Genomic DNA, 13,813 nt, shown 5'->3' on the forward strand with positions numbered 1-13,813 from the left:
ATTATGACGATGCTTAGTGGAGTATTAATAAATTTGATTATTAATAAAATGGAATGTTAAATAGGAGATTGAAAATTAAATAAACAATTCATTTTAACACCCTGTTTTGCTGGATTATTCCTAAAATTATCGGTTTTAACATTAAAATAACGAAAAAAATAGTTACTTTCACGACCCTAAAAAAGAGATAAATGAAGAGTAACAATAAACTGTTTATTGCGATAATAATTGGATTAGTGTTAGGAGTAGCATTAGGAGGAATTATACATTATGAGTATCAAGATGTTAAAGTCGAATTTGCTAAAAACATAAAGCTATTAGGTACTGTTTTTATTCGACTTGTTCAGATGATCATTGCCCCATTAGTTTTTTCAACTTTAGTAGTTGGAATTGCCAAAATGGGTGACATGAAAATGGTAGGTAGAGTTGGCGGAAAAGCTATGGCCTGGTTTTTGTCAGCATCATTAATGTCATTAATGGTTGGTTTGGTTTTAGTGAATTGGTTAAAACCTGGAGTATCAACGAGTATTAAGATGGAAGACTTAGGATCTGCCGATGATCTTTTAAAATCAAGTCAATCCTTTTCATTAGAACAATTTGTAACGCACGTCGTTCCAAAAAGTATATTCGAATCCATGGCAACGAATGAAATCCTACAGATTGTAGTATTTTCAATATTGTTTGGAATCGCCTTGTCTTCTTTAGGGAATGCAGGAAAACCATTAATCAAAGCACTAGAGGCGGTGTCGCATGTCGTTTTGAAAATGGTAGGTTATGTGATGTGGGTAGCTCCATTAGGGGTACTAGGAGCAGTAGCAGCAGCAGTAGCAAATTATGGTTTTGAAATCTTCGGATTTTATGCCAAATATTTAGTGTCATTCTGTATCGGAATTATAGTGTTATGGATAATTCTGTTGGCAGTAGGATATTCGATATTAGGAAACCGTGTTTGGGATTTAATGAGAAGAATTAAAAGTCCATTGTTAATTGCTTTTTCTACTACAAGTAGTGAGGCCGTTTTTCCAAAACTAACAGAAGAGTTAGAGCGTTTTGGATGTGATAGTAAGATCGTTTCATTTACATTACCATTAGGATATTCGTTTAATCTAGACGGAAGTATGATGTACATGACTTTTGCAAGTATTTTTATTGCTCAAGTATATGGGATTGATATGCCGTTAGAAAAACAAATTTTAATGTTACTGGTTCTAATGCTTACAAGTAAAGGAGTGGCAGGGGTACCTAGAGCATCTTTAATTGTAATTGTTGCGACTTGTGCAATGTTTGGAATACCACCAGAGGGAATTGCTTTAATTTTGCCTATTGATCATTTCTGTGATATGGCAAGAAGTATGACCAATGTTTTAGGAAATGCTTTAGCGACAAGTGCTGTAAGCAAGTGGGAAGGTAAATTAGAAGAAAGTATAGATTAGTTAAATTTTTGTAGATGAATAATTTTGATTGGTTGCAGCTTATAAATCCTGAATTCTATATTTCAATGGAATTAGGAGGGGTGCGAATTGGGTTGTACGTAGTGCTTTTTATCATATTTGCTGAAACAGGATTGTTTGCCGGGTTCTTTTTGCCAGGCGATAGTTTATTGTTCTTGGCAGGAATTTATAGTAAAGAATTAGTTGAACAACTATTTGTTGTCGATAGCGATTTTTTAAATGTTGTAATATTAGCGTCGCTTATTGCGACAGCTGGAATCATAGGGAATATTGTGGGATATTGGTTTGGCGCGAAAAGCGGTGAATACCTGTATAATAAACAAGAGAGTTTTTGGTTCAAGAAGAAATACCTATTTCAATCAAAAGATTTCTTTGAGAAATATGGAGGAAGAGCCATTGTCTTTGCTCGTTTCTTGCCCGTTTTAAGAACTTTTGCACCGATTGTTGCAGGGATTGTTTTGATGGATAAAAAGAAATTCATGTTCTATAATATCCTAAGCTCTATCCTTTGGTCATTCAGTTTGATTATGGCGGGGCATTATTTATATGGGTTTTTCTTATCGAACTATGAGATTGATTTGAAAAAACACATTGAAATCATTATCATTATCATTGTATTGATTACAACAGTTCCGGTAATCGTTAAGTTTCTTAGAAAACCAAAAGAACAGGATACCAAGAGTAATCTATAACATATAATTCTATTTAGTAATAGAATATAAAACCCCAACTGGTCTATAATAGAGTAGTTGGGGTTTTCTGTTTTAGGGAAAGATACATTGTAAGGTGAGCTACTGTTTCGTAATGTTATCCCATAAAAAAAGGTTGTCCGTTAAGACAACCTTTTTTAATATATAGAGATGTGGTTTATTACATCATTCCTGGCATACCTCCGCCCATTGGCATTCCGCCACCAGCGTTTTCTTCTTTGATTTCAACTAAAGCACATTCAGTAGTTAAGATCATTCCAGCAACAGAAGCTGCATTTTCAAGTGCAACACGAGTTACTTTCTTAGGATCGATAATACCTGCTTTAAGCATGTCAACATACTCGTCAGTTTTAGCATTGTATCCAAAATCACCTTTTCCTTCAGCAACTTTAGCAACTACTACAGAACCTTCAAGACCTGCATTTTCAACAATAGTTCTCAATGGAGACTCAACAGCTCTAGAAACGATTTGGATTCCAGTTGCTTCATCAGCATTATCAGCTTTTAGGCTGCTAAGAACGTTTTTAGCTCTTAATAAAGCAACACCACCACCAGCAACGATTCCTTCTTCTACAGCTGCTCTAGTTGCGTGTAAAGCATCATCAACACGGTCTTTTTTCTCTTTCATTTCAACTTCCGATGCAGCCCCTACATAAAGTACAGCAACACCACCCGCTAATTTCGCTAAACGCTCTTGTAATTTTTCTCTATCGTAGTCAGATGTTGTAGAATCCATTTGACCTTTAATTTGGTTTACACGATTTTTAATCATGTCAGCATCACCTGTACCACTTACGATTGTAGTATTGTCTTTGTCAATAGTAACTCTTTTACAAGTACCTAACATTTCAATTGTAGTGTTCTCTAATGTATAACCTCTTTCTTCAGCGATTACAGTACCACCTGTTAAGATAGCGATATCTTCCAACATTGCTTTTCTTCTATCACCAAAACCTGGAGCTTTAACAGCAGCGATTTTTAATGAACCTCTTAATTTGTTTACTACTAATGTAGCTAATGCTTCACCATCAACATCTTCAGCAATAATTAATAAAGGTTTTCCAGATTGTGCCACTGGCTCAAGAACTGGAAGTAAATCTTTTAATGAAGAAACTTTTTTGTCGTACAAAAGGATATATGGACTGTCTAATTCAACTTCCATTTTCTCTGAATTTGTAACGAAGTAAGGAGAAAGATATCCTCTGTCAAATTGCATACCTTCTACAACGTCAACGTATGTATCCGTACCTTTTGCTTCTTCTACAGTGATAACACCTTCTTTTCCTACTTTACCAAAAGCAGTAGCGATCAATTCACCAATAACTTCGTCGTTATTTGCTGAAATTGAAGCGATTTGTTTTATTTTATCAGTAGAGCTTCCTACTTCTTTAGCTTGTTTAGCTAAATCGGCAACGATAGCTTCTACAGCTTTGTCAATTCCTCTTTTTAAATCCATTGGATTAGCACCAGCTGCTACGTTTTTCAAACCTTCTTTTACGATTGCTTGAGCCAAAACTGTTGCTGTTGTTGTACCATCACCTGCTAAATCATTAGTTTTTGAAGCTACTTCTTTAACCATCTGAGCTCCCATGTTTTCTAAAGTGTCTTTTAGCTCAATTTCTTTTGCTACCGAAACACCATCTTTAGTAACTGTTGGTCCACCAAAAGATTTTCCAATAATTACATTACGACCTTTAGGTCCTAAAGTTACTTTTACTGCATTTGCCAATGCGTCAACTCCACGTTTTAAACCATCACGTGCTTCTATGTCAAATTTTATTTCTTTTGCCATGGTATGTTTTTTAAACTATTAATTTTTTTCGAGATCATGGACCTCAATATTTCAATACTAATTTTGTTGAGCAAGATTAGATGATCGCAAGGATGTCATCTTCTCTCATGATAAGATAATCTTTACCTTCAAATTTTAAATCTGTTCCAGAATATTTACCATATAAAACAGTATCGCCTACTTTTACAGTCATAGTATGGTCTTTAGATCCATTTCCTACAGCTACAACAGTACCTTTTTGAGGCTTTTCTTTTGCCGTGTCAGGAATGAAAATCCCAGAAGCTGTTTGAGTTTCAGCTGCAACAGGTTCTACAAGAACGCGATCTGAAAGTGGTTTAATGTTTAATGCCATAATTGTATATGTTTAGATTATTGTTATTTTGATGCAATTAAGGTTTCAGAAATTATGCCAATCCCATAAACTGCCAATATTGGTTATAAAAAAAAATGCCAGCACTGACATGCTGGCATTTTCTATATATGTAATGCGATTATTTTGCTGGTTGTTCTGTTGCAGCAGGTGCTTTTTCTGGCGTTGTTGCAGCAGGTTGTTGTACTCCGTTTGCAGGTGCTGTTGTTGTAGCTGCAGGAATTGCTTTTTCATCAATGATTTTAGAAGTATTATCACTTAAACTTCCTGAGAAACTTAAACTAGATAATAAGATCAAAACAATTAATAATGTAGCTAATGCCCAAGTACTTTTATCTAAGAAATCTGTAGTCTTTTGAACACCACCCATCATTTGTGAACTTCCGAAAGTTGAAGATAATCCTCCTCCTTTAGGGTTTTGTACCATAATGACTACGATTAGTAAAAAGCAAACTATTGTAATTAATACTAAAAAAATTGAAAATGTGCTCATTGTTTAATTATTATTTTGTTGTAATGTCTTAATATCTTCTATTCGGTCTGCAAAGAAAGTACTTTTTTCTGGATATTTCAAAATTAATATTTCATAAGCTTGAATTGCTTTTTGATATTTTTTTTGTTCCAAGTAAACTTTGGCTAAAGTTTCAGTCATTAGATAAGAATTATCAGCATTGCTACGTTCCGAAACTATAACGTTTATAGGCGTTGTTTTGCTTGTAATTATTTTTGGACTGGTTTCAATGAATTTGTCAATCAACTCATTTTTTTTCTGTCTTTCCTCGTCAATTTCTTCAATTACCTCCTTTTTTTCTATTGGAGCATCTTTTTCTGCCCTGTCAATTGGATTAAAATTCGCTAATTGCAACCATTCTTGGAAAGAATGTTTCTCTTCTCTTGAAAAATCTAATGGCTTACCTATTTCGAGTTTTTCAGTAACGAGGGTTGTAGTGTCTTTTTGAGGTTCTTCAACTACTATTTTTTCTTCAATACTACTAGTAGCTTCTTTAATTGTATTCTTGATGGATTCCTCCAAAGTGTTAGCCTTTGGTTCTGGAATAACAATTTCAGGGGCTATTTCTTCTTGATCAATTACTTTAATATCCAAAATCATTTCTTCCTGATCATCGTGGAAATCATTTTGAAGTGTAGTAAAAGTATCAGAAGTGATGAAATCAAATAAAATACTTCGGTCCGTAGTATGAGCCGCTGTAGTTTTAAGCATTTGATTGTATTTGAAACTATCCTGGTTGTATAAACCTTTTAGATATAAAGCCCTTGCGCTTTGAAAAAAAGGAAACTCTTCCACAATTTTCTCCAAAGAGAGCGTATGCTTATCATGGATAGCATCAGGTTTATGTAATAGGTATGTAAAATCAGTTAAGTTCAAGGTTTTCGGAAATTCAGAAATTTTTAAATAACAAGGTTTACCACTTTGCTAATGAAGCATTGAAGATATCTTGTGTAATTCTTTCGTATACAGCATCTAGTGCTTCCGAAAGTTTTGCGCCTACTAATTGTGTTGAGCCATCATAGTCATAATAGAATGAGAATCGTTTTTCGAAATCATCATCCGGTTTATTCTTATTTCTAAAACGCACATTCACCGCAACGTTAAGTCTGTTTTGAGAAGCCTTTTGATCTGCAGTAGCCGTCATTGGACTAATTCGGAATTCTACAATTTCCCCTTCATAAGTTAAATCCCCACCAGAATTAGTTAAACTAAGATTCGTTTGATTCTGAATCAAATCCTGTAATCGGATTGTGAAAATACGTTCAATCCCCGGTTCAATTAAATCTGCGTTATTTTGAAAATAATTGACCTGAAATGTTTTAGCATCAATTTTACCTGTTCCAGTAAAATTGTAATACGAGCAATTACTGAATGTTAAAAACAGCAATGAAGCGAAGATGATATTTCTAATTTTAATCATATTAAAGCAAAGATACTATAAATCAAATTGTTTTATTTTTCTATATAAGGTTCTTTCAGAAATTCCTAATTCATCTGCGGCCGCCTTACGTTTACCTTTGTTACGTTCCAAGGCCTTCTTGATGAGTTCGATTTCTTTTTCTTCCAAACGCAATGTTTCTTCTTCTTCCACTGTTTCTGCAAAAAGATAATGATCTTCACGCTCATCAAAATCATCCTGATTGTTGTTCTCAGAATGCATTACAGATAAACGAGGTTCTTCTTCTTCAAAATCAATTTCATTATGCTCTTGATGAGAACCGTATATTTTTTGAATAAGATTTTTATTTGTTTCCTGAACTTTGTGGTGATTGCCATTCTGCATTAATTCCAACGTCAGTTTTTTCAAATCATTCAAATCACTTTTCATATCAAACAAGACTTTGTAAAGAATTTCTCTTTCATTACTAAAGTCACTTTCACTCTTTTTGTCCTTTATTACAGCCGGAAGACTATTTCCTTCTGTCGGTAAATAAGATTGAAGTGTTGCAAATGATATATTTCGGTTGGTTTCCAATACAGAAATTTGCTCAGCAATATTGCGCAACTGTCGGATGTTACCACTCCAGCGATATTTTAATATCAATGAAACGGCATTGTCATCTAATTTGATAACAGGCATTTTGTATTTATAAGCAAAATCAGAAGCAAACTTTCGGAATAATAAATGAATATCATCTTTACGCTCTCTTAAAGGAGGTAAAGCAATTTCCACGGTGCTTAAACGATAATATAAATCTTCTCTGAATTTTCCTTTTTCAATAGCGTCAAACATTTGAACGTTAGTTGCAGCAACGATACGTACATTTGTTTTTTGAACTTGAGAAGATCCTACTTTAATGAATTCACCATTTTCAAGCACACGCAATAAACGAACTTGAGTGGTAAGGGGTAATTCACCAACTTCATCTAGGAATATAGTACCGCCATCGGCCACTTCAAAATATCCTTCACGAGTAGCAGAAGCACCCGTAAAAGCACCTTTCTCATGACCAAAAAGTTCACTATCTATCGTTCCTTCAGGAATTGCACCACAGTTAACAGCAATATACTTACCGTGTTTTCTATGGGATAATGAATGAATTATTTTTGGAATACTTTCTTTTCCTACACCACTTTCACCTGTTACAAGAACAGAAATGTCAGTTGGGGCAACTTGAATCGCTTTTTCTATAGCACGATTGAGCTTCGGATCATTACCGATAATCTCAAAACGTTGTTTTGTGGCTTGTACAGATTCCATATCTTAAATTAATAGCAGATATTCAGGTTCATGTTGAAGAACTTGAATACCTTAATTGTTTACCGATAATCCGAGAGGTTCTCCTATCAAAGTTCCAGAAGTACAATCAGTAATTTTTACCAATACAAAATCACCTACAGAAAAGGTGGATTTTGGGAATACAACGGTAGCATTTTGAGAACTTCTCCCAGACCATTGCACTTCTGATTTTTTTGAAACTTTTTCAACGAGTACTTCTACAGTAGTACCGATATATTTTTTCTTATTGTCTAGACTATGTATTTGTTGTAAATCAACAACTTCTTGTAAACGTCTGCTTTTTACTTCTTCAGGAACATCATCAACCATTTTACGAGCCGCCATTGTACCTGGTCGTTCAGAATAAGAGAACATATAACCAAAGTCATACTTCACATATTCCATTAAACTTAAAGTGTCCTCATGATCTTGTTCCGTTTCCGTTGGGAATCCGATAATCATATCCTGAGAAATAACACAACCTGGAATAATATTTTTGATGTTATCAATCAATTCCATGTATTCTTCTCGGGTATGCTGACGATTCATTTCTTGCAAAATACGAGTACTTCCCGATTGTACAGGTAAATGAATGTGGTTACATATGTTGTTATATTTAGCAATAGTATGCAATACATTTTCATGCATATCCTGAGGGTTAGAAGTTGAGAATCGAATTCTCATTTTAGGGAAAGTTTCGGCAACGATACTTAAGAGCTGTGCAAAATCTGTTGAAGTTGCTTTTTGCATCTCACTGGCTTTTTCAAAATCCTTTTTCAATCCGCCACCATACCATAAATAGCTGTCTACGTTTTGACCCAAAAGAGTAACTTCTTTGAAATTGCGTTGTTGTAAATCTGCGATTTCCTCAATAATACTTTGTGGTTCACGACTACGTTCCCGACCACGAGTAAACGGAACAACACAAAAAGTACACATGTTATCGCAACCTCTTGTAATCGAAACTAAAGCAGAAACACCATTCGTTAATAATCTCACAGGAGAGATATCACCATAAGTTTCCTCTTTGGATAGAATTACATTTACGGCACTTCTTCCATCTTCAACTTCTCTTAGTAAATTGGGTAAATCTTTGTAAGCATCTGGGCCTACAACTAAATCAACAATTTTTTCCTCTTCTAGAAATTGGCTTTTCAAACGTTCTGCCATACAGCCAAGAACACCAACTTTCATTTTAGGATTTATTCTTTTTACAGCATTATATTTTTCTAGTCTTTTACGAACCGTTTGCTCCGCTTTATCACGGATAGAACAAGTGTTGACCAAAACTAAATCTGCTTCTTCAAGAATTTGTGTAGTATTATAACCTTCATTCGCCATAATAGAAGCTACAACTTCACTATCCGCAAAGTTCATTTGACAGCCATAACTTTCTATAAAAAGCTTACGAGTATTTTCTTTTTTAGGTTCTAGAACAAGGCTTTGTCCTTGTTTATCTTCATCAATTGTCTTTTCCATATGTGTCAATCACGCGATTGTTCCTTAATCTACAAAGATAGAATAATAAGTTAAGGTGACATAATGACATATAAAAATTTTAATTTTATTTTTATATCATTGCACTTTAAATATTTAACATAAATAGGTTTTATTCCTTTATTAGTATGAGTTATTTCCAGATTGTTTCTAAGATTGAAAAAGGTATTCCAATTGATTTTGGAAACGTATTAAGTAAATCATTTGATTTGTTTAAAAAGGTATGGCTGCAAGGTTTTTTACACCTTATTATTGTAATAGCAATTACACTTCCAATGATTGCAATTGTTTTTTCACCATTGATGTTGCTTTCTGTAGGAGAATCATATACCACTGATTTTGATGTTGACGATCCAGCATTTTCAATAACATTGATTATTGCAATGATCATTTGTGGAGTAATAGCAGTGATTTTAACGACGACAATAGCGATAGGTACTTTGTCTGGGTTTTATTATATATGCAAAGAGGCTGATATGATGGGGGATACCAATGCAGGTTATTTCTTTAGATATTTGTCGAAGAAATACTTTTTGAAAACCTTAGGATTAGGAGCGGCATATATTGGTATAATGATTTTAGGGTATGCTTGTTGTTTTTTACCATTACTTTATTTGATGGTGCCTCTAAGTCTTTTTACAGTAGTCTATGCATTTAACCCAGATTTTACCATTTCAGAAATTATTAATATTTCCTTTAAAATGGGAAATAAAAATTGGTTTATGCTATTTGGTTTAGCTGTTGTTGGAGGAATGATTGCGCAATTAGGAATACTATTGTGTGGTATTGGATTGCTTTTTACAATGTGTTTTACGCATTTGCAATTGTACTATGTTTATAAGGATACAATAGGTTTTGATAGTGATGCAGAAATCAATGAAATAGGAGTAATAGAAGAATAACGTAACGATTAATTAAAGGCGCAACAGTATAGTTTGTAAAAAATCATATACTTTTGTCCGACAAAATAAAGATAGATGGCAAAGAATTTAGTGATCGTGGAGTCGCCGGCTAAGGCAAAAACAATAGAGAAATTTTTAGGGAAAGACTTTCAAGTAGAGTCAAGTTATGGACATATTGCCGATTTACCATCAAAGGAATTGGGTGTAAATGTAGATGATGATTTTAAACCTAAATATGAAGTTTCTGCTGATAAAAAAGCTTTAGTAAAGAAATTAAAAGACTTGTCAAAAAATGCTGAAACAGTTTGGTTAGCAAGTGATGAGGACCGCGAGGGTGAGGCTATTGCATGGCACTTGGCGGAAGAGTTGAAATTGGATGAAAAAAAGACCAAACGTATTGTTTTTCATGAGATTACTAAAACGGCCATATTAAAAGCAATTGAAAACCCAAGAGGAATCAATTACGATTTAGTAAATGCGCAACAAGCTCGTAGAGTATTAGATAGACTAGTGGGATATGAATTATCTCCTGTTTTATGGAAAAAAGTAAAAGGAGGATTATCTGCTGGAAGAGTTCAATCCGTATCAGTACGATTGATTGTAGAGCGAGAAAGAGAAATTCAGAATTTTAAGGCAGAAGCATCCTATAGTATAGTTGCTGAATTTTCGAATGAATCGGGTAAAACGTTTAAAGCGAAATTGCCAAAGAATTTTTCAACGAAAGCAGAAGCAGAAGCATTCCTTGCTAAAAATGTAGGATCAACTTATAAAGTAGCCGATTTAGAAACAAAGCCTACTAAAAAATCTCCTACGGCACCATTCACCACTTCAACATTACAACAAGAAGCTGCAAGAAAATTGTATTTTCCAGTAGGGGTAACCATGATGATGGCGCAAAGATTATACGAGGCGGGGTTAATTACCTATATGAGAACCGATAGTGTTAATCTTTCAAATGAAGCAATGACTGCTGCAAAAGAGGAGATTATTAAATCATACGGTAAGGAATTTAGTAAGCCTAGAACATTTGCCAATAAAAATAAAGGAGCGCAAGAAGCGCACGAAGCGATTAGACCTACAGATATGTCAAGACATACTGTGAATATTGATCGTGATCAGGCGAGATTATATGATTTGATCTGGAAAAGAACATTAGCTTCTCAAATGAGCGATGCAGAATTAGAAAGAACAAACGTTAAGATTGATGCTTCAAACCATAAAGAAGTATTTGTAGCGACTGGAGAAGTCTTACTTTTTGAAGGATTCTTGAAAGTGTACTTAGAAGGACATGATGATGAGGATGAAGAACAAGAAGGAATGTTGCCAGCAATGAAAGTAAATGAAAAATTACTGAACAATTACATTACTGCAACAGAACGATTCACAAGGCCAGCAGCCCGTTATACAGAGGCATCTTTGGTAAAGAAGTTAGAAGAATTAGGAATTGGTAGACCATCTACTTATGCGCCAACAATTTCTACAATTATCAACAGAAACTATGTTGAAAAAGGGAATTTTGAAGGACAAGAAAGACCATACATTCAGTTAGTGTTTCAAGATGGAAAAACGGTTGAGAAAAAATTAAAAGAAAATGTTGGATCAGATAAAGGAAAATTAGTTCCTACAGATATTGGAACTATCGTAAATGATTTCTTAGTCAATCACTTTAAGACTATTTTAGATTATAATTTCACAGCAAAAGTAGAGCAGGATTTTGATGAGATTGCCTCAGGAAATGAAAACTGGACGAAAATGATGCGTGATTTTTACAATCAATTCCATCCAAACGTTATCGAAGTTGAAGCAAATGCAGAAAGAGAATCTGGAGAACGAATTTTAGGAGTAGATCCAAAAACAGGAAAACAGGTAAGTGTTCGATTAGGTAAATTTGGACCAATGGCTCAAATTGGGGAAGCAGATGATGAAGAAAAACAATTTGCAAGCTTAAGAACTGAACAAAACATTGGAACCATTACGCTAGAGGAAACTTTAGATTTGTTTTTATTGCCAAAAGCATTAGGGGAATATAAAGGAGAAGAAGTAGAGGTAAATAATGGTCGTTTTGGACCTTATGTGCGTCATGGAAAAGTTTTTATCTCTTTACCTAAAGGAGAAGATCCGTTAGATGTTACATTAGAGCGTGCTGAAGAATTGATTAAAGAGAAAGAAAAAGCAGATGCGCCGATTGCAACTTATAAAAATGAACCCGTACAAAAAGGAGTGGGGCGTTTTGGACCGTTCATCAAATGGAATGGTATTTTTATTAATGTAAGCAAAAAATATAATTTTGATAATTTATCCCAATCAGACATCGAAGAATTGATTGAAGATAAGTTGCAAAAAGAAATTGATAAAGTACTTCACAATTGGGAAGACGAAGGAATCAAAGTTGAAAAAGCACGTTGGGGAAGATCAGTAATTACAAAAGGCAAGATAAAAATTGAATTGAGTAAAGATGTTGATGCAGCAAAGTTGACACTGGATGAGGTAAAAGAAATGATTGCAAAAAAAACACCAGAGAAAAAAACAACTAAAAAAGCAACCACGGCTAAGAAAACGACAGCAAAAAAGGCAACAGTCAAAAAGAAATAAGAAATGGAATTTGATTTTTTGGAACCCATAAGTGGGGAAATTACAGAATTTATTAAAGAACTCTCTCCGCAGACTCTAGGACATAAAGTTGTTTTTCATACAAAAGATGAATTTCCAAACCTCGAAGAAGTAAAAATTGCGATTATTGGTGTTTTAGATAATCGCGGTTTAGGAGGCGGAGCAGTAGAAGTCGATTTAAGCGCCTTTCGTAAGGAATTCTATAGTCTGTATCCTGGAAACTGGGATGCTTCAATAGTTGACCTTGGAGATATTCATAAAGGCAATACAGAAACTGATACGTATTACGTATTGGAGAAAGTTGTGTCTAAGCTTATAAAAGGTAACGTAATTCCTATTGTTATAGGAGGTTCGCAGGATTTAACCTATCCGCTATACCGCGCCTTTGATCAATTGGAGCAAATGGTGAATTTGGTATCCATTGATAATAAGTTTGATTTTGGGAAAGAATACCAGTATACATCGGCCAATTCGTACCTGACTAAAATGATTATCGATGAACCTAATAATCTGTTTAACTTTAGTAATGTAGGGTATCAAACCTATTATAATGCGCAGGAGGAGATTGATTTAATAGAAAAATTGTTTTTTGATGCTTACCGATTGGGCGAAATTTCTAACAACCCCTCTATTGCAGAACCGGTTTTTAGAGATGCAGATTTAGTGAGTTTGGATTTAACGTCCGTCAAATCATCAGATTCGGGTAATTTTGCTACTTTTACTCCTAACGGATTTAATGGGAAAGAGATATGTTCCTTGTCAAGATACGCTGGTATAAGTGATAAAGTTTCTGCTTTTGGAATCTTTAATCACGGTAGTACTGTAGCCGAATCAGTATTGATGGGACAGATTATATGGTACTTTATTGAAGGGTATCATTACCGATCAAATGAATATCCTTTTGGTAGTCGAGAACATTATATTAAATATATTGTACCGATGGATGATGAGGAATTAGTGTTTTTTAAGAGTAATAAAACAGACCGATGGTGGATTGAGATACCATTTGCGATAAATGGTAGTAATAAATTAAAGAGAAATGCGTTATTACCTTGCACTTATGATGATTATTTAGGGGCATGTAATCAGGAGCTGCCTGAACGTTGGTGGAAGACGCAAAGGAAGAATATAATTGGCTAATTTATTTTAATTTTAACAGTTATGGCATAATATTAACCTTAGCTAAATAAAAATTAAGATTTTTTTAATAAATAATTGTTTTTTTAAAAATAAATAAATAGGTTTACGGCC

Annotated in this window: 12 protein-coding genes; 5 read left to right on the forward strand and 7 right to left on the reverse strand. The window is 34.2% G+C overall.

All coding sequences use genetic code 11. From position 1 onward, the window contains the following. The first annotated feature begins 191 nt into the window (after window positions 1-191). A complete protein-coding gene (locus P6733_RS12110) occupies window positions 192-1,433 on the forward strand; it encodes a dicarboxylate/amino acid:cation symporter (protein WP_306353163.1) in 1,242 nt (413 codons plus the stop codon). Window positions 1,434-1,447: 14 nt separating this feature from the next. Further along, window positions 1,448-2,143 (forward strand): DedA family protein, encoded by a 696-nt coding sequence (locus tag P6733_RS12115; RefSeq protein ID WP_306353164.1) that lies wholly within the window; start codon window positions 1,448-1,450, stop codon window positions 2,141-2,143. Window positions 2,144-2,321: 178 nt separating this feature from the next. Here the strand turns inward: P6733_RS12115 and groL are convergent, their stop codons facing one another. The 7 genes from groL to miaB form a co-directional block, all read right to left on the reverse strand. Then, window positions 2,322-3,953, reverse strand: a complete 1,632-nt coding sequence (gene groL / locus P6733_RS12120; RefSeq protein ID WP_306353165.1) for a chaperonin GroEL — start codon at window positions 3,951-3,953, stop codon at window positions 2,322-2,324. Between the two features lie 76 nt (window positions 3,954-4,029). After that, window positions 4,030-4,305 (reverse strand): co-chaperone GroES, encoded by a 276-nt coding sequence (locus tag P6733_RS12125; RefSeq protein WP_306353166.1) that lies wholly within the window; start codon window positions 4,303-4,305, stop codon window positions 4,030-4,032. A 139-nt stretch (window positions 4,306-4,444) separates the two neighbouring features. Then, the gene (secG, locus tag P6733_RS12130) at window positions 4,445-4,816 is read right to left on the reverse strand and encodes a preprotein translocase subunit SecG (RefSeq protein WP_306353167.1); all 372 of its coding nucleotides are present in this window, start codon (window positions 4,814-4,816) and stop codon (window positions 4,445-4,447) included. A gap of 3 nt (window positions 4,817-4,819) precedes the next feature. Further along, complete coding sequence (locus P6733_RS12135) at window positions 4,820-5,710, reverse strand: tetratricopeptide repeat protein (protein ID WP_306353168.1); 891 nt, start codon at window positions 5,708-5,710, stop codon at window positions 4,820-4,822. A 37-nt stretch (window positions 5,711-5,747) separates the two neighbouring features. Beyond that, window positions 5,748-6,254 carry an LptE family protein gene (gene lptE / locus P6733_RS12140; protein WP_306353169.1) on the reverse strand — a complete coding sequence of 169 codons (507 nt, stop codon included), beginning with the start codon at window positions 6,252-6,254 and terminating at the stop codon, window positions 5,748-5,750. Window positions 6,255-6,269: 15 nt separating this feature from the next. Beyond that, entirely contained in the window at window positions 6,270-7,535 is a 1,266-nt protein-coding gene (locus P6733_RS12145) for a sigma 54-interacting transcriptional regulator (protein WP_306353170.1), read from the reverse strand. Window positions 7,536-7,586: 51 nt separating this feature from the next. Beyond that, on the reverse strand, window positions 7,587-9,032 hold the full coding sequence (gene miaB, locus P6733_RS12150) for a tRNA (N6-isopentenyl adenosine(37)-C2)-methylthiotransferase MiaB (RefSeq protein WP_306353171.1): 1,446 nt from the start codon (window positions 9,030-9,032) through the stop codon (window positions 7,587-7,589). A gap of 146 nt (window positions 9,033-9,178) precedes the next feature. Here miaB and P6733_RS12155 point away from each other — a divergent pair, with 146 nt between their 5' ends. The 3 genes from P6733_RS12155 (at window position 9,179) to P6733_RS12165 (ending at window position 13,702) form a co-directional block, all read left to right on the forward strand. Next, window positions 9,179-9,952, forward strand: coding sequence for a hypothetical protein (locus P6733_RS12155; RefSeq protein ID WP_306353172.1), 774 nt, complete (start codon window positions 9,179-9,181; stop codon window positions 9,950-9,952). A gap of 75 nt (window positions 9,953-10,027) precedes the next feature. Further along, window positions 10,028-12,544, forward strand: a complete 2,517-nt coding sequence (gene topA / locus P6733_RS12160) for a type I DNA topoisomerase (RefSeq protein ID WP_306353173.1) — start codon at window positions 10,028-10,030, stop codon at window positions 12,542-12,544. A 3-nt stretch (window positions 12,545-12,547) separates the two neighbouring features. Next, the gene (locus P6733_RS12165) at window positions 12,548-13,702 is read left to right on the forward strand and encodes a formimidoylglutamase (protein WP_306353174.1); all 1,155 of its coding nucleotides are present in this window, start codon (window positions 12,548-12,550) and stop codon (window positions 13,700-13,702) included. Window positions 13,703-13,813: the final 111 nt, after the last annotated feature.

The organism is Flavobacterium aerium (genome assembly GCF_030766725.1).
GTDB lineage: Bacteria > Bacteroidota > Bacteroidia > Flavobacteriales > Flavobacteriaceae > Flavobacterium > Flavobacterium aerium.